This is a genomic window from Sulfuriroseicoccus oceanibius (genome assembly GCF_010681825.2).
Lineage (GTDB): Bacteria > Verrucomicrobiota > Verrucomicrobiia > Verrucomicrobiales > SLCJ01 > Sulfuriroseicoccus > Sulfuriroseicoccus oceanibius.
The window spans coordinates 1,948,735-1,966,529 of sequence record NZ_CP066776.1 but is presented as its reverse complement, the minus strand read 5'-3'; the positions used below and the strand labels follow the sequence as shown (position 1 = coordinate 1,966,529).

Below are 17,795 nucleotides of genomic sequence, written 5' to 3'. Positions count from 1 at the left end.
AGGAAGCGATTCCAACCACCGCGCCCACACTCCATGGCTCTGAACGAAAACTGGCACATCAAAAGCCGATCGCACAGCTGCTCGGTCACCGATCGCCGATTCGAGGACGGGGAGGAGTTCTACGCGGCAATCTTCGAAGCACCCACCGGCGAGGAGGGCTTCGTCCGCCGCGACTACTGCAAGGAGGCGTGGGACGATCTGCTCGCCACCGATGGCAGCGAGATGCCATTCTCGTTCTGGAAGACAACCTACGAGGCGCCGGTCCACCAGCCGAAAGAGGAAACCGTGAAGAAAGAGGACGCGGAATCCCTTCTGCGCCGGTTGGTAGAGGAAGACGAGGCCCACACGGAAAACGCGCGCTTCATCCTCGCCGTAATGCTGGAACGGAAGAAAATCCTCAAGAACACGGATACCCAGCGTATCGGGGATACCAAGCTTTTGCTCTATGAGCACCGCAAAACCGGCGACGTCCTGATGATCGTCGACCCGGAAATCCCGCTCGATCAGATCGAATCCGTACAACAGGAAATCGCCGACCTCCTCGCCGGTGGCCCCGCTGCTGCAGCCGCCGCCAAAGCAGGAATCGACACCCGGCAGCCCGAACAAACACCCGATACCTCACAAGCAAACGCATCCGGAACCCCAGGCTCCAACGAACCACCCCAATAGATCGCAACCGGATCCATCCTACTGACCCACCACCCCCACATGCCGGAGGAACTCATCACCAACCCATTCGACCGCCTCGAGGACGCACTGCTGCGCAATGACCGCGCCGACGTGCTCGCCGCGCTCGATAACCGGCACCCCGCTGACTTCGCCGCCTGGTTCGCCGATCAGGACGAAGAAACCCAAGCCCACGTCCTCAAGTTCCTCGACAACGATTGGGCAGCCCAACTCGTTGAATACCTCCCGGACAACGAAATCGAGGACACGCTCCTCGCCTTCTCCGAAGAAAAACAACGCGCCGTCCTGACACGACTCCAGGACGATGACCGAGTGGACGCCCTGCAGGAACTCAGTGAGTCCACCCAGGCCAAACTGGTCGCCTTGCTGCCCGCCAGAAAACGCCGCGTCACCCGCCAACTGCTCGAGTTCCCCGAAACCAGCGCCGGTGGCCGCATGACCACCGCTTTCGCCACGGTCGATGAAAGCATGACCGTGCGCCAGGCGGTGCAAGAACTGCGCGAAACCCACCTCGAAAAGGAAACACTTTCCCGGATCTACGTCACGGATACCGATGGAAAACTCATCGGCGAACTGCGACTGCGCGACCTCGCCTTCGCCAAACGCGGCGTACTCATCTCCGAAATCGTCGAGCCCGGCACCCCGTCCATCAGCGCATGGGCCGACCAGGAGGAAGCCGCCCAGATGATCTCGAAGTACGACATCATGGCGCTGCCCGTGGTCGACGACGAGGAACGTATCGTCGGTATCATCACCCACGATGACGCCATCGAGATTCTCGAGGAAGAATCCACCGAGGATATCGAGAAAGCCGCAGGTATCTCCGGTGAAATCAGTGATGCCAGCTACATCAACACCCCCATCGTTACCCACTACCAACGCCGGGTCTTATGGGTTCTCGGTCTTGCGTTCACCGGTCTGCTTTCAGGCTACGTGCTGATGTCGTTCCAAGAGGTGCTCGACAACGCCTTCCTGCTCGCCCTTTACATGCCCATGATCGTAGCGGCCGGCGGCAACACAGGCGGCCAGGCTGCCACCATGGTCATCCGTTCCCTGTCCCTCGGTGAGCTGCAGTCACGCTCAACCCTCACAGTCATTTTCCGCGAACTCGGCGTAGGCCTGCTGGTAGGCACCACCGTCGCCATCGCGATGATCGTCGAGATCCTCATCTTCCAACCAGAGGCCGCGGCCGACAGCCAGATCGGGCTGCCCCATTTCGCCCTTACCGTGGGCTGCTCTCTGCTGCTGCAAATCACCAGCTCGACTTTTATCGGGGCCGCCCTCCCGCTGGTTGCCAAATCCCTGCGCCTCGACCCTGCGGTGATCGCCTCTCCTGCGATCACCACACTGGTAGACGTCAGCGGTTTGCTGATCTACTTCACCTTTGCCCGGTTGTTCCTGGGAATCTAAGACCAGGCTGGTTTCCAGATACAACCAGTCGAATCCCCACACCTTGAGAGAATTCCGAGGCATCGTGGAGGCTCTGACTGACACGAGGGGCCCGCCTTCGATGCGCACGAGCCGCCCCACCATTTGCCACCCACAAACCCCAAACCCATGAAGACTCGCATTCTCAGCATCGCCGCTGCCGCGCTAGCCATCGTCCCACTCACCTACGCGGACAGCTTCGCAGACTACAAGCAGGGCAACTTCACCTCACTCAACACCCCGAGCGGAACCCTCAGCGCCGATGCCGGACACGCCGCCATTTACAGCAAGTCCGCCGACACAACGCCGGGCTCGCTGCGCCTCCTCGGTGGTGAGGACAAATCGGTCACGTTCACACTTTCGGACAAACTCCGTCGCTCGGAGCTGCTCCACCTCACATTCCAAGGCGAACGCTGGACACGCTCGGCCCCTTTTGAATTCCAAGTCGAAGCCAAGCAGAACGGCCGCTGGAAAACCATCTACGACGGCAACAAACTGCGCGCCGGTGGGTTCTCCGAGCCCATCCGCATCGACCTCAAACAAGAGCGCTACGAGGGATTCCGCTTCACCTCCACGACCAAGGACGGCTCTGGTGTGCTGATCGACAACCTCCGCGTCGGTGAGAACAAGTCGATGGAGATCACCGGTGTCGACGTCAAACAACACCAGATTCCCGTTCTCATCGCCAAGGAACATAACGTCGTGCTCCACATCACGATCAATGCGGAAGGAGCACGCAATGTCGACACCTTGCAGGCTCTACAGTTTGCCACCGAAGGCACCACCGATCTGGCCGACGTCGAAGCATTCTCGCTCTACTCGACCGGCAATTCGGGCACGTTTGCAACCATCGGCAACCCACCCATCGACGCGCCACAAGTCGGCGAGGCTCTCGTTTTCCAAGACGAAATCCCACTCATCGACGGGCCAAACAACTTGTGGTTGGTCGCCAAACTCAAGGACGACGCCAAGCTAAGCCACCGCATCGACGCTTCGTTGACCAAGCTGAAGTTCGCCCGCGCCGGCATCGTCGACCCGAAACTCGACGATAACAACGTAACCCAACGTATCGGCTACAATGTCGTCACTGGCGGCCAGGCGCTCACCCGCCCGGATGGCTCGAAGATGCCGTGCCAACTCGTCCGCATCCCAGGCATGGTCACTACCAACGCCGGCACACTGCTCGCCGTCTACGACATGCGCTGGAAACAAGGCGGCGACCTCCCTGGCGACATCGATGTCGGCCTCTCCGCATCGACCACCGGTGGTCAAAGCTGGCTCCCAGCCCGACCGATCGTCGACATGAAGACTTGGGGCGACGAACCGGAAAACAAAAACGGCGCCGGTGACCCAGCCATTCTCGTCGACCGCAAAACCGGTCACATCTACTGCCTCGCTCTGTGGGCTCACGGCCTCAGCTCGGGCTGGTATTGGGGGATCTCGAAACCCGGACTCGATCCAAAAGACACCGGCCAGGTCGTCATGGTGAAGTCCGAGGACGACGGCACCACGTGGTCGGAACCGGTCAACATCACCGAGCAAATCAAGGACCCAGCGTGGAGCCTCCTGCTCCAAGGCCCGGGTGCCGGCATCACCATGCGTGACGGCACGTTGGTATTTGCCGGTCAGTTCCAAGAACCATCCAACGGCCGCAAAGCACGTTCGACGGTTATCTTCAGCAAGGACCAAGGCAAGACCTGGGAAATCGGAACCGGTGTCCCTCACGATCAAGAAACTACCGAAGCTCAGGTCGTGGAACTCGACGACGGACGCCTCATGATCAATTGCCGTATCTCCTCGGGCGGACGCGCGGTCTACACGACCACCGACATGGGCCAATCCTGGACCAAGCACCCGACTACCGGCAGCCATGTGTTCAACATGTCCGGCTGCATGGCGAGCATCCTCCGCTACAGCTCGGTCAAGGACGGAGCTGATCAAAGTATCTTGCTCTTCTCCGGCCCTGTCGATGCGGGCAAAAAACGACGCACCCACATGTCGGTCCGCTACAGCCTCGATGAAGGGGAAACCTGGTCGAAACCTTACCTTCTCGACGAGCTCGGCGGCGCCTATTCCTGCCTCACGCTCATCGGCGACGGCCCGAAAAAAGACATCGGCATCATCTACGAAGGTAGCCAGTCGAACATGTGCTTCGAACGCCTCACCATCGATGAACTGATGAACGCGACCAAATAATACGGATCGCTAGATTCAAGATCACTCCCTAACGAGGACGCCCCCACGGCGTCCTCGTTTTTTTGTACCCCGCCCTACTTCCTACTTCCTACTTCCTACTTCCTACTCAAACTCCCCCTTGAGCCAGTTCACCCGCGGGCGTTCGCCATCCACCAGCCACACCTCGACCACATCATAGCGCCACACCAAATCCTCGACCTGATCCCCCAACAACCGCCGCCACTCACGCGCCCCCCGTTTGATCAACTCCTGCTTCTTCTGGTTCACCGCCGCAGCCGGACGCGGCCCCTCATCACTCGTCCTCGTCTTTACCTCCACAAACGCCAACACCTCACCATCCCGACACACCAAATCCACTTCGCCGCCACCTTCAGCCCGATAGTTCCGATACAACACCTTGCCCCCGTCGCGAGCCACCGCCAGCCCAGCCAAGCGCTCGCCGGCACGCCCCACCCGCGTCGCCGACCACCCGCTACAACGGCAGGTCGAGTTGAGCAACGGGTGCAAACGAGCGACGATGGATCGGACACGGACCATAGGTGCGAAGCGCCTCCATATGAGCCTTGGTCGGGTAGCCCTTGTGACGCGCGAACCCATACTGCGGGAACTGCTTGTCGTACGCCAGCATCAAACGATCTCTTGTTACTTTTGCGATAATACTCGCCGCCGCGATGGAATAACTTTTACCATCCCCCTTCACGATCGCTTGCTGTTCGACCGGAAAGTTCTTCACCGCCAGCCCGTCGATCAACGCCATATCCACTCCGCCGAGAGCTTCGACACACCGCCGCATCCCCGCGTGGGTCGCGCCCAGAATGTTCAACTCGTCGATCTCCGCAGGTTCGATCAATTCACAATGCCACTCGATCCGCTCGTCGTTGGTGATCTCCTCAAACAAAAGCTCGCGCTTCTTTTCGGTCAGTTTTTTAGAGTCGTTAAGTACCGCCGACTCGTACCCAACGGGAAGGATCACAGCCGCCACCGAAACCGGTCCTGCCAATGGCCCGCGCCCCGCTTCGTCCACACCGGCAATCCGCATATAGCCGTCGGCTCTCAATCCCGTCTCAATCGCAAAATCACATCCCATAACGCACTCACATTGGTTCTCCCCAACCTCGACAACACCAGCGCGCCAAGCAACCGCTGATTTGTCCGACCGCCTCCGTCACTCGCCACTTGACCTCAACCTCCCGGGACTCACAATCGAGGCCATTTCTACCAACTAAACGCCCACCAAAACTGTTCCCATGAAACCCTCCCCCCTCACCCACACTCTGGCCGCTCTAGGCACCGCTGCCACACTCACCACCTCGCTCCACGCCCAGGAGATCTACCTCGCCCAAGGCCAAAGCGAGAAGGAGAAGTCCACAATCACACTGCCCTACGCATTTCCCTCGGAAACCATGGACCTCGCGTTCGGAGTCGCCAGCGCAACCACCGGGGGATTCAACCAACCCCAGAGCGCGTACGGCTGGGGCGTCATGGGATCCAGCAACAGCTCGTATGGCGTCTACTTCGGCGGCCTGAACTTCAATGCCCCGGGCTCAAAGCGCTTGTTTGTCGACCCTCTGATCGGCGCCTCCCGCTACACGGAAATGCGCTCGTACCAGAATATCCCCAACCAGATCGGCCCATTCGACACCAAAGCCGGCAGCAATGAGTCCGACGAAGAAGACTACCTCACCGGCAAGGGCTGGGACGTTTTCGTCGATGCACGCTTCCGCTACCTCCTCCCCATCGGCCACGGCAAAAACACGACCATCCACACCTACTCGATGGACAATGGATTGATTTCCGATGGCTTCACCGGCGCGGAAGCGTTCAACCCACTGACCAGCGGCCGCAGCTACATCCGCTTCGCCCCCTACTACCGCAGCAAAAAATACAGCGAAGACACCACAGACGCTCTGCTCTCAGCTACCAACGGATTGGAACTCGGCCTCGAATGGGACAACCGCGACTTCATCGCCAGCCCGTCCCGCGGCGAACGCTTCAAGTTCCTCATCGCCCGTGACTTCGGCTGGTTCAACAGCGACAGCACCTACACCACCTGGGAGTTCGAGGCCAACAAGTTCTTCTCCCTGCCCGAAACCTCGTGGGCACGCCAACAAGTACTCGCCCTCTCCATGTGGACCGCCGACACCCCGACCTGGAGCGACAACGCAGACGGCTCGGTCAGCGGACGAGCCCCTGAGTTCCGCTCACCACGCCTCGGCGGCTTCAACCGCATGCGAGCCTTCCCATTCGACCGCTATAACGACGCCTCCGCCATCTATTACACCGCCGAATACCGCATCATCCCACAGTGGAACCCATGGGCCGATATCAATTGGATCAACAACTGGCTCGAGCCCGCCTGGTGGCAGATCGTTCCATTCGTCGAAATCGGCCGCGTCGCCCCAAGCTACGACCTCGGCACCCTCCACGAAGATATGCAATGGGACGCCGGTGTCAGCCTGCGCTTCATGCTCAAAAAGTCAGTCGTCCGCGTCGACTGCGCCGTCTCCGACGAGTCCTCCAGCGTCTGGGTCATGCTCGGCCAACCATTCTGATACCATCTCCTACCGCAGTCTCGCAGTCTCGCAGTCTCGCAGTCTCGCAGTCTCGCAGTCTCGCAGTCCCGACTTCCCGACTTCCCGACTTCCCGACTTCCCGACTTCCCGACTTCCCGACTTCCCGACTTCCCGACTTCCCGACTTCCCGACTTCCAGACTTCCCGACTTCCCGACTTCCCGACTTCCCGACTTCCTCCCCGAAGGGGTGCCGCAAACCAGCCCAGGGTGAAGGGAGCCCCCGGCGACCACACCCTGGGAAAATCACACGCCCCCCCCCAAGCCGGCCGAGCGAGCGATCCCGCCACACCTCAAAACCTACCCGATGGCCGCTCGCCATCGTGGCCACACCTCCCCACCCTGCATCCTCACAATCTTCTCGACCTCGCAAACCGATCTGCTAAACAAAGCCACATGATTAAGACCCTGCTAGCCACCGCTTCGGCTGCAATCCTCATGCTGACGTCGGCCTCCGCTGCCGATGTGTTCACCCAGGAAGGCAAATGCGAACTCAAAGAGTCCTCCGGCTTCAGCAACAGCGACGCCGTAGAGGTAAAGTTCGGTAAGGCCATCAAGGCCACCGCCAAGCTCTATCTCGATGACTTCTTCGACAAAAAGATCATCAACGCCAACATCAGCGTGGAGAACACCGCAGACAAACCGATGCACTGCCAGTACTACGTCGCCTTCTTCGACAGCGACGGCACACTCATCGGCTGCGCCTCTCAGGGGTCATTCAGCGACGAAGGCATCAAAGCCGGCGCCAGCACCAACTTCGGCTCCTGCCTCATCCCACTTCCAAAAGGCTTCCACGAAAAAGCCGTCACCTACAAAATCACCTTCTACGAAGGCGAAACCATCATCGGTAAAGACTAACCGCTAATCTCAACCTTCCCGAATCCCGCCCGTCCCAACAGACGGCGCGGGATTTTTTGTGCCCGGGACGAGCGCACACCCACGCCCCTGACTCAATTACCGCCTCTCAATTCCCCTCCTTGACCTTAAGTGTAACGACACAACTAACGTCAAAAACAATCCCAACACGCAAAGCAACCACCAGAATATTGGATGCGTGGGTCCAGCAGGGTCTCTCGCGCGCCCCTCATCAAAACTCACCTCAAGCGAGGCATCATCCTGATCAAAGCAGCCTATTTAGACACACACCCACTCACGCCAATCATTCAAACCAACAATCAACACTACCGATCTGCCATCCACCTCTAACATCAACCGTGACAGATCATCACTCACGCCACGCACCTCAATCGAAGAGCTCCGCCCCCCCATCATCGCTTGCTTTGAGCACTGAAGTATCGATTCGAGACAACACCTTGAGATCATCATCAAAAACATAGAACCTTTCTTCGATCACATGGTGCCCTGTTCGATCGAGAATCACCGCGCTGCCGACCAATAGGTCATCCCCGGCCCAAAACCAGCTCGTGATAAGCCCCTTCGCCCCCTGATCATAGGTCACATGAGGCACTAGAATCTCTGATTCCTCCACGACGCCACCGCCTCGCACCCAATACAGCCGAGTCGTCATACCTTGGTTTACAAGCAACCTCTGGCCATCCCGATTCAACGAAACTCCCAAGCCTTCCTCATTGTTCCCCGCCCAATCGATCGAGTGAGGAAGCTCAATCCCTTCATCATAACCAGGTAGCCACACCTGGGTACGGCTATTCATTGCTCCTCCTGATCGAGGCCTGTAGTCCCCCTCAAGGTTCTCATCACGGACAACCTCGCCTTCAATAGGATCCGCAAGTTCCAGCCACGCCGGAACCGGAGCATTCAAAGCACGCTCCATCTCGACCGACCTTTCGTGCCCGTCGAGATCCCCGACCGGAGAAACCACAAGCATCAACCAGATCCGAACTGTCATTACGGCGAAGCTAAACATTACACACCTACAAGCTTTCGGGTTCTCTCTCCACCACACGGATCCACCGCTTCCGTCCTGTGTACTGCACTTCCTCCTCCAGATTGTCAGGAAACAAATATTCTTCGACCAATAAAATCCCCTGAACCCAATCAAGGGGCTGAACCATCACGGGAATTTCAGGAGAGAATCGAGGGACCTCAATGAGCTCAATCACTCCACTCCTGAGATGATATAGCGCAATGCGGGAAGACGAACGATCACGTACAGGAGCATACAACCAAGCCGGAGCAAAAGGCCCCCAACCACCGATCTCGACGACTTCCCCCTCCGCAATCACCGGTCGAGGCAACTTTCTCCACTCCCTTTCACCATGAAGATATAAATAATCAACAAGCGGCTCCTTCCGAACCATCAGATCCCCAGTTGCCAAAGCAATGGCATATTTTACTCCGGAATCATTGGAACCCTCGCGCCCTTCAGTAGGTTGGATGCCCGGCAATTCAACTCGATACAACTCGGAGTCCGTAGTCGAAGCCTCAACCACAACCTCCCCACTCTCTAAAATCCTCGCATGATACGGGCACTCCTGCTTCGACACCTCCTTTGTGAGAACTGGCTCTACAAAGCATTCGGGAGCCTCAATTTCAGCAGCCCTCACCTGAACCAAAAACGGCACCACCAGCAATAACAATTTCACACTCATAACACTACCATTACAATTCAAAACCATTCAAATAATCGACCAAACATTTGTGCAAAGAATCTGCCACACCTTGCTTAACGGCATCAGCCCTCCCCCCGTTTATTAGCAGATCACCACCCTTGTAATGAATAAATTCCACTTCCAAAAGCGCTGATCGAATTGGATGATACTCCTCATCTTGAAAGAAACCCATGAGGTCGCTTGTCACAGCCAAATTCCCAGGTATTGGGCTCCGCTCCCTCTCTTGCATCGATGGATCGAAAGCACGGAGCACCGCATGGGTGGCCTGCACGACGGCAGCCCCCAGAGCGTCATCCTCGCCCTGATTTACGTTACCATTCTCGCGACGTACATAAAGCGGACGACGAACTGAAGTACTGTGAATCCAACGTCTCTCGTATTCGGCGTTCAGCCAATCCTCTGAAGGATACCTTCCATGTTCCTTCGCATAAGCATCTCTGATGTCCTCTTTCGTAGGTGGCTTGAGGGCATTGAAATGTAAACTCAACATCACATCAGCGCCTCTATCCCGAGCGCAGCGTGCCCTTTCATACCCTCCAAGATTCTTGTCGCCATTTCTTGTCAAATACACATTAATCGGACGACCACTAGAGTCCCCATCGACAATCTTGGTCTCGATCGCCCGGCAATAGGCCATCGTAAGAGTCTTCTCCAGCACCCCTGATGGCCGCTGCTCACTCGTCGACTCAATATACTGCCCGCCAATCGCATGATTCGCAGCTGAAGCACCGACCTTCAAACCAGTGCTATGATCGAGATCGAACTGATCCAAATCTACATCTCCCCCATGCCCAGGATCTAACACTATCACAGCTGGAACCACAAAACTGGCAACCCAAATCACCTCCTCAACACCCTCTATCTCAGCGAAGATATCCGCGTGGTTCCAACCATAAGGAGGTAGGTTCGCGCGAACCGCAGTCACACCATCCCCACTCACCACTTGCAGTACAGTGGTACTCGATTCCTGATTCAAACGCTCGTAAGAGTACTCCGCATACAAGTCCGATGCCGAGAATCTACTCTGGTACGACGAGACCTTACTAGCCGACCAACTTCCTCGAACAGACGATCCTGGTAGAACTCCTGACGGAGCCATAGTCCAAGTGACTTTCTTATTGCGTAGAAAGTCGCCCCCATGGACTCGCAGCTTGATCTCACGATGAGCGATTCGGTTTAGATCATACCGATGATCCTTTAGACTAATCTCTTCAACCATCTCGTTAGGCTCCAAAAACGCCCTGGGCCGCTGGGTACCTGGTATCTCGTAGCCACTTGAGTCCTTCAACTTTGGACCAAGCTCCGCCACTTCAACAGGCAACAACGTCACCATCACACTGTCTTCAGCCCTGGCGTCTCCCTGGGTGACGATGACCTTGATGATCTTGCGCCCTTGTTGCGTAGCAGGCCATGTGTCGACGTACTCAATGTACAGCTTTGCAATGCGACCTCCGTCTGTAACCAGGTCACTCCAATTGACATCCCGGTCACTCGGAATGAAGTCACCAACCGGTACGGCACGACCGGATATCCGCTTACTTGCCTCTTTACGCCAGATCCTCATCCCGCCTTTGGCAATCGTGTACACGTAAGGGTCCTCCTTGGTTCCCTCGCCGCTCACAACAATCCCATCATCACTGATCTCCGGCCTGGACTCGCAAACGTAGTCGATCCGGACCTTCGCCCGACTGGGGTCGAACGGCTTCTTCAACTCGATCTGTAACGGGACGAAACGCAGGTCACTTCCCACATCCTTTGGATTGGCCTCTATCCAATCCTTCCACCACGTGTCTCCAGTCTTGTAACCGACAAGATCAAACCCATCCGCATAATCAGGAATCCGGTCTCCATCGCTGTCTTTGCGGCTACTCAACAGAACAATCTTTCCAAACCTAGCGTCACCCGTCGCAGCATCCACACTCTCAGAGACTTCTATCTGGTCTTCCTCACCCGTAAACCCGTCGAACGCATAGCCGTTGTCATTGAGCGAGTCGACATCGACGTCCACTTGATAGACGGTGAGCTGTTTGACTCCGCTGTGAAGCTGGCACGCAGCATACGCCTGGCCGTCCACCACTCCCGCAGGCGCATCAAGCGTCGCCGCCATCCCTACGTCATCGACTTTCTCGGACGGTCGGGTTCCCTCAAAATACAAGGTCTTCACCAAAGTCGTGCCCGCCGGCACAATCCAACTCAGCTCAGCCACCTGCTCCTTCTTCTCCGGGTCCTTGCGAAACACCTTGCCATCCCCAGCACAAGTTAAAAACTCCACTCCTTTGGTCACCGAAAACACCACCACGGCGTCTGTTTTATCGGCCGTCGCTCGCACGTCTACCCGCTGCAAGTCATCGTCAAGAGGCGATGGCGCATGACGGAAATCCTGCACATCATAATTGGGACTCCCCGGTGCTTGATCCTCATCATCGTTGACCTGAACTGACGCCGACACCGTCACGCTCAGTCCACACACCTGCGGCGTCGGATTCACCAACGGATCTTCAATCCCAAAGCCCGTGACCACGGCACCAAGCCCCCACATCAAAACGAACACCTTGAACATAACACTCTAACAACTACCTGTATCTGACACTTGTTAGACCTTTCAGATCTTTTTTTTGCCGACAACCTTCGCCGAGGAAAGCGCCTTGCCCCCAATGACGCACCTCGACATTCAACTTTCCCGCTGCGCCAGCCGACCACTTCATAATGCACCTCCGCATTGGGCACAGCTTGCGCCTCCAAGTTTCACCTCAGCCCGCCGCTTAGCAGTTGGATCCACGCATTTAGGTCGCAGCAAATCGGCCGTCGTGGGCAACTCGGTCATGAGATCGATCTCGTAGGTCATGGCCTTTGGTGCACAGCTGAGCTGCAACAACGCCGAAATACAAAAGCGCAACAACCCAGCCCACTCTCGACCAACGCTGTGCTTCAGTTTTCTTCATGCAACATCTCTTCTGATCCTATCCCGAGATCAAGGTCCTCAATTGATAAACACCCGCCCTCTAATTGGCCTTCGGATTCCATTTACGGGTCAAAATCTGCTTGCGGTCGTAAAGAAGATTACGCGATCCCGATGGGTTATAACGAACATCCACCTTTAGATACCTTGAACTATGGCCCAACGCGACCGCACTAACTTGCACCACGGAATACCGCCCTTCCGAATCCCGCATGTAGAAGGCAAATTCACACGGGTAGTCCGTTTCAGGGGACCGCCATTTCAATGTGACCGACTCCTCATAACCCGAGGCTGAGGCTTCATGCAGCATGAACCGGGGATCAAACTGCGCCAAGCACAGGCCACCTGCTGCCTGCACGTGGACCGAATACTCAACATCGTCATCTTCCAAAGTCCTACTCTCTACAGTGAATGCGAGTGGCGTCTCGCCCCCTTGGTCGGGAAACTGCACCAGATAGGGCGTCCCAAATTGCTTTACCTTGATCTCCTCCCGAAACGAGTAAATGGGCTCGGCTTCTGTCGTGTCGATCACCATGAAATCAGTGCGCTTATCCGGCGAAGATTCGTGAAAGTGCCGTGACAAGGGGTCTGCGAAATTCAAACTATAAAGGTACGATGTCGGTGAATAGATAGTCTCGCCAAGAAAATCTAAATACAACTTTCCGCCACGCATTCCTTTAACCGTAAATTCACCGTCATGGTTGGTAATCGTCTGCCCTTCCATGTCCGAACCATGTAGCTTCATTCCGATCCATTCATAATGCACCTTCGCATTCGCTAGAGGCTGCCCTTTCTGATCCACCAATCGCCCGTAACAAGCGATAGGGAATCGTTTCTGATACCTCTCATCCACCTCCAAACAAGCAGACTGCCAGAGATCCACCTCAGCCCGCTGCTCAGCTGTTGGCTCCACGCCTTCAAATCGTCGGACCTCAGGCATCTTGGGCAGTTCGGTCATCGGATCAATCTCGAAGGTGATCCCTTTGTAGGTCATGGTCTTCGGTGCACTGTCAGCAGCAACAACGCCGCAAAAGAACAGCGCAACACCCCAGCCCACTCTCAACCAACGTTGTGCTTCAGTTTTCTTCATAGAATTAATCTCCTAAGCGTTGAGCGAGATCCAAGTCCGCAATTGATAAACACCCACCCTCTATTTGACCGTCGGATTCCATTTGCGGCTCAAAGTTTGATTGCGATCGTAAAGAAGATTGCGCGACCCCGATGGATTGTAGCGAACATCAAGCCGCACATAACGACGAGCGTACCCCAATCCGAAGACCTCCCCTTGAACCACGGCATAGCGCCCATCTGCATCTCTCATGTAGAACGCAAAATGCCGATCATCAGCCGGACTCGATTCAGGCCATTCAAAAACGACTGATTCCTGATACAGGTGTTGCGGAGCCTCGTGCAGCAGAAAATGCCTATGGTAAGGCGCCTTCACTAATCCCCCATCAGCTGCCACCATGAGTCGATACGCCTCCTCCTTCTGCCCCAAGTCGTCTATTTCGAGTGAAACCTGCAATGGCGGCTCCTCCGCGTGGCCTGGGAATGCTACTTCATAGGGCTTACCCAGTTCGATAAAATGAATCTCTTCCGAAAAAGAATACATTGGCTCCGCCTTGGAAACATCCAAAACCATAAACTCGTGACGTTGGTCCGATGATGACTCATGAAAGATCGGCGACAGAGGATCTGAAAAATCCAGACGCACGTCATACGATCCCGTGTAATAGACACCTTGCCCTTTAAAGTCTAGAACCATAGACCATCCCCGCATCCCCTTGATCGTGAATTCGCCTTTCTCATTGGTGTAGGTCACGCCTTCTGTCTCCGGCTCCAGCAACCTCGCACCCTGCCACTCATACTCTACTTCCACATTTACCATTGGCACCCCATGCTGATTCACTATCTTGCCATAACAAGCGATCGGGAATCGGAAGCGGTAATCTCGGTCGACCTTCACACAAGCTGTCGCCCAGTTCATCACCTCATCGAGTTCTTCTTGCGTCGGCCTACTCCCACTACGAAATCGTACTTCAGGCATCGCAGGCAACTCGGTTCTGGGGTCTATCTGATACACAACTCCGTTATGCACCATAGGCTCCAAACGTCGCTCGGAACCGCCACTACAGACCAAGGAAAGCGAAAATCCCCCAATCGACAAAAACACACTACAAGCTCGCATCGCACACATACTTTATTTCTCCGTTTGAACATTCGACATCATGAGATCATTCAACATCCTATGATAGAGAGGGAATTTATACCTATTCCCGTCATCATCTGAATAGAGCTGCTGAATATCCCGCTGAAATTGCCCGCTATGATCAGGTCGCCCTGATCCAAAATGATACTCCTTCTCCAAGTTTACGGCCTCCCCTCCTGGAGGTAAGGGATCACCATTCTCATGGGCAGGAAACTGAGCCCCCATCGCTCGAGTAAGCGAGCGAGAAGTAAATGACAGTGACTCGTAGAGGTCATATACAGGCCTCGCACTTTCCCAGAGCCATCGATACACTTGATCACCATCCGGTCCAAAACGAGCACGATCCCCCACAGGCCGATCCGGAAAATACTTGTAGACTCCCTTGAGCAGTAGATCATTTGGCTTATAACGCACTTGATTTTGCAACCAATGAACTAAAACACCCGCATTTTTCGTCTTTCCTGTCGCCAACCAAAAGTCCAAGGGATTATAATAATTCACCCATTTACCTACAATCTGACCATCAAAACCGAATAGTACTCCTCGGTATCCACCATCACTCAAAACTCTAGCCGAAGGCTTATTTGCTTCAGCCTCAAGTAACATCCGCTCATAACGGCCCTCCAGACTATCTCCGCCGTCCAGCAGCTCGTCGGCTGAATGGAAGCAACTCATGGGAACTGCGGCTTCCATCATAAGGTAACTATTCACCGTCATTCCTGCGCGCAGCGCTCCCCCAACTACTGCGTTCCCCAGACTATGAGCGATGATACCTACATTCCCGTCTCGGCCCAACCGCTTCTTCAAAAAGTCAACATAAGCAGCGAGCGCCGCGCCGTTGTGCCAGGCATTGAACTCTCCCGTATTGTAAATGTCAGCCCCAGATACCGGAGTCGTCCAGCGGAATACAGACAACCGCCCCCGATAGCCCGCCCACCAGAGCCTCTTATAACAGGAAGCAGTATACGATTTCACATGATGGACCTTCATCTTGATCCCATGAACGAATACTATGTGCTGCGGCTCCTCTCCGTATGTCTCAAAGAACGAATTGCCGGACTCCTCAACATCATAGCCATGCGCATAGCCTTTGTGTTGATCCGGCCAATAAAGAGCTAAGTCAACGCCTTTCACAAAGGGGAAGTCGTAGCTTCGGTGAATCTTATACTGGCCATGTGGCTCGGGCATTGATGCGATAGCAGGTCTCGCATGGACCCTCTCGTAATAGCAGTCGACAGGCATCAGCATCAGCCACAGAGAGCCGCCTTCTCCAACGACTGTCCCGTCGCGGTCCATCAGGACGAGGCGCAGGCTTCCTCGGCCCCAGCGAACGCCCTCAAACAGCAAGTGAGCTCTACCGTGGGCATCAATCCCCTGCCAGAAGCCGGGAGGGAATACGTAATCCACCGGCCCCTCCTTGGGTTCAACCAACCCGCTCCCCTGATAACCAATCAATGCCGAGCTATAATGTTCACTCGCAAGCTGAGCTGCAGCCCCCGTGTGCGTCTTTAGATAGCTATCGTCACCGACGTTGCTTGAGTTGCGGAACAATCGGATCGACGGTTTCGAATCGTTGACCAAGTCTTTCCATTCCAAGCCCAGCAAAAGATCGCCACTTACCAACATGGGCTCCAACCCCTCCACCATCAGATCTAGCCGCGCGAAGTCCTCAAGATCACGTGTGGTTTTGATCTTCAAGTCATCCGAGTCCCGCGCCTTAACCGGCACGGTCTCTGGATCGATATCCTCCCACCAAAGGCTCTTCGTTGGGCTATCCTGATCGTGGTTCAACCAGAAGCAGAGAGGGCGATGAGGCGCCGTGAGGTCGGGCGCACAGCCATCGCTACTCAAGTCCCCCGGAAAGCGCACCTTGCCGTCCCGATTGGCATCCACCGCCAAGTCCAGAGTTGTCGTGGTGATGACAATTTCGTCCATCGCCACGGCTTCGCCTTCCGACGCTTCGACCGAGATCACCTGACGCCCCAGGCCATCAATGGATGGAGATGCCACGTAATCCACATACAGCACTGCCACGCGATCCTGATCCATATCCAAATCGCTCCACTTGATTGAGGTTCCGGGCTCAATAAAATCGCCTTCAGGCACACTCTTGCCAGAGGATCGTCCCACGGCATCGTGACGCCACAAGCGCAAGCCCGGCTTTCTAATCACCACAGCATCCGGCTCCCGCTCATCCTTGGTCGGGACCAAGCCAATTCCATTCTCTGACAGTCTGGGCTCACAGACTGGCCCGTAGTGGAATGTGACGCTGGCTTCGATTGGATCAAAAGGCGTCGGCAACTCGACCCGCACCGGAGTAAAGTAAATGTCCGTCACATTCTCCGGGATCCCCTGATCGATTCCCTCAATCGAGAAGCCGTCGGCAAAGTCTGGCAACCCGTCGCTGTCCGAGTCCCTGGCGCCCTGCGCGACCACAATCTTACCCGGCCGCGGATAACTTGTCCCCTCCTCTACCGCATCCGATGCCTCGATCGCATCCTCGCGCTCACCGGACTCCCCCTCAAACCCATCCACTTCATTGTAGTTATCGTTCGAGGAGTCCACATCCAGGTCCACTTGGTAGACTGAAGTCTCAGCCAAATTGGACCACACATGCGCGTCGTCATAGTAGATCCCATCAACATGAATCGCTGGTGCCACGATCTCCGCTTGAAACGCCACGTCACGCTTCTCTGAGCTATTTCTGACACCCTCAATATAGAGCACTTTGTGGAACACAGTCCCCGCCGGAACCGGCCAACTCAAACTCGTCACTTGCTCCCCACGCTTGTCTTTCGTCGGCCAGAACCAAGGCCCGACGTCCGCCCGCAGCAACGACTTTCCTTTCCTCGTGTGCAAAACCACCAACGCATCCGACTTCCCGGCATGCGCATTGAGCTTCACCTCAAACAAATCATCATCACCCTTCGATGGCGCATGCTCGAAATCATGCACTTCGTAGTTCAGCTCGCCTACCGACTGGTCGTCATCGTCATTGACGTGAATCACCGCAGCGACAGTCACCTCCACGCCCACATCCTGAGGCGTTGGGTTGAACAACAAATCCGCATCGTCGCTTCCATACGCCACCATCGACGCCAACACAGCTCCCCCAAGGATACCTACCAATTTCATTTTCATATCAACCTCCTATA

13 protein-coding genes are annotated in these 17,795 nt (G+C 55.8%); 5 read left to right on the top strand and 8 right to left on the bottom strand.

Annotated elements, in window-relative coordinates; all coding sequences use genetic code 11:
- Positions 1 to 33 precede the first annotated feature (33 nt).
- The 3 genes from G3M56_RS07945 to G3M56_RS07935 all read left to right on the top strand — a co-directional run bounded on the left by G3M56_RS07945 (position 34) and on the right by G3M56_RS07935 (position 4,311).
- Positions 34 to 669 carry a hypothetical protein gene (locus tag G3M56_RS07945; protein ID WP_164361824.1) on the top strand — a complete coding sequence of 212 codons (636 nt, stop codon included), beginning with the start codon at positions 34 to 36 and terminating at the stop codon, positions 667 to 669.
- A 39-nt stretch (positions 670 to 708) separates the two neighbouring features.
- The gene (mgtE, locus tag G3M56_RS07940; RefSeq protein ID WP_164361822.1) at positions 709 to 2,097 is read left to right on the top strand and encodes a magnesium transporter; all 1,389 of its coding nucleotides are present in this window, start codon (positions 709 to 711) and stop codon (positions 2,095 to 2,097) included.
- Between the two features lie 147 nt (positions 2,098 to 2,244).
- The gene (locus G3M56_RS07935; protein WP_164361820.1) at positions 2,245 to 4,311 is read left to right on the top strand and encodes a sialidase family protein; all 2,067 of its coding nucleotides are present in this window, start codon (positions 2,245 to 2,247) and stop codon (positions 4,309 to 4,311) included.
- Between the two features lie 102 nt (positions 4,312 to 4,413).
- Here G3M56_RS07935 and G3M56_RS07930 read toward each other — a convergent pair whose 3' ends face one another.
- Both G3M56_RS07930 and G3M56_RS07925 read right to left on the bottom strand, forming a co-directional pair.
- Positions 4,414 to 4,809, bottom strand: coding sequence for a YraN family protein (locus G3M56_RS07930; RefSeq protein WP_164361818.1), 396 nt, complete (start codon positions 4,807 to 4,809; stop codon positions 4,414 to 4,416).
- Positions 4,784 to 5,398: a ribonuclease HII gene (locus G3M56_RS07925; protein WP_164361817.1), complete on the bottom strand. Its 615-nt coding sequence runs from the start codon at positions 5,396 to 5,398 to the stop codon at positions 4,784 to 4,786. Before G3M56_RS07925 ends, G3M56_RS07930 begins: the two co-directional genes overlap by 26 nt.
- A 160-nt stretch (positions 5,399 to 5,558) precedes the next feature.
- Here G3M56_RS07925 and G3M56_RS07920 point away from each other — a divergent pair, with 160 nt between their 5' ends.
- Together G3M56_RS07920 and G3M56_RS07915 are read left to right on the top strand one after the other, a co-directional pair.
- Entirely contained in the window at positions 5,559 to 6,863 is a 1,305-nt protein-coding gene (locus G3M56_RS07920) for a BamA/TamA family outer membrane protein (RefSeq protein WP_164361815.1), read from the top strand.
- A gap of 414 nt (positions 6,864 to 7,277) precedes the next feature.
- Complete coding sequence (locus tag G3M56_RS07915) at positions 7,278 to 7,739, top strand: hypothetical protein (protein ID WP_164361813.1); 462 nt, start codon at positions 7,278 to 7,280, stop codon at positions 7,737 to 7,739.
- 385 nt (positions 7,740 to 8,124) lie between these two features.
- Here the strand turns inward: G3M56_RS07915 and G3M56_RS07910 are convergent, their stop codons facing one another.
- The 6 genes from G3M56_RS07910 to G3M56_RS07885 form a co-directional block, all read right to left on the bottom strand.
- Positions 8,125 to 8,766 carry a hypothetical protein gene (locus tag G3M56_RS07910; RefSeq protein WP_164361811.1) on the bottom strand — a complete coding sequence of 214 codons (642 nt, stop codon included), beginning with the start codon at positions 8,764 to 8,766 and terminating at the stop codon, positions 8,125 to 8,127.
- A 7-nt stretch (positions 8,767 to 8,773) separates the two neighbouring features.
- Positions 8,774 to 9,451: a hypothetical protein gene (locus G3M56_RS07905; RefSeq protein WP_164361809.1), complete on the bottom strand. Its 678-nt coding sequence runs from the start codon at positions 9,449 to 9,451 to the stop codon at positions 8,774 to 8,776.
- Between the two features lie 10 nt (positions 9,452 to 9,461).
- Positions 9,462 to 12,032, bottom strand: coding sequence for an N-acetylmuramoyl-L-alanine amidase family protein (locus tag G3M56_RS07900; protein WP_164361807.1), 2,571 nt, complete (start codon positions 12,030 to 12,032; stop codon positions 9,462 to 9,464).
- Positions 12,033 to 12,474: 442 nt separating this feature from the next.
- Positions 12,475 to 13,521 carry a peptidase associated/transthyretin-like domain-containing protein gene (locus G3M56_RS07895; protein WP_164361805.1) on the bottom strand — a complete coding sequence of 349 codons (1,047 nt, stop codon included), beginning with the start codon at positions 13,519 to 13,521 and terminating at the stop codon, positions 12,475 to 12,477.
- A 60-nt stretch (positions 13,522 to 13,581) separates the two neighbouring features.
- Entirely contained in the window at positions 13,582 to 14,478 is an 897-nt protein-coding gene (locus G3M56_RS07890) for a hypothetical protein (protein ID WP_164361803.1), read from the bottom strand.
- Between the two features lie 153 nt (positions 14,479 to 14,631).
- Positions 14,632 to 17,781 carry a hypothetical protein gene (locus G3M56_RS07885; RefSeq protein WP_164361801.1) on the bottom strand — a complete coding sequence of 1,050 codons (3,150 nt, stop codon included), beginning with the start codon at positions 17,779 to 17,781 and terminating at the stop codon, positions 14,632 to 14,634.
- Positions 17,782 to 17,795: the final 14 nt, after the last annotated feature.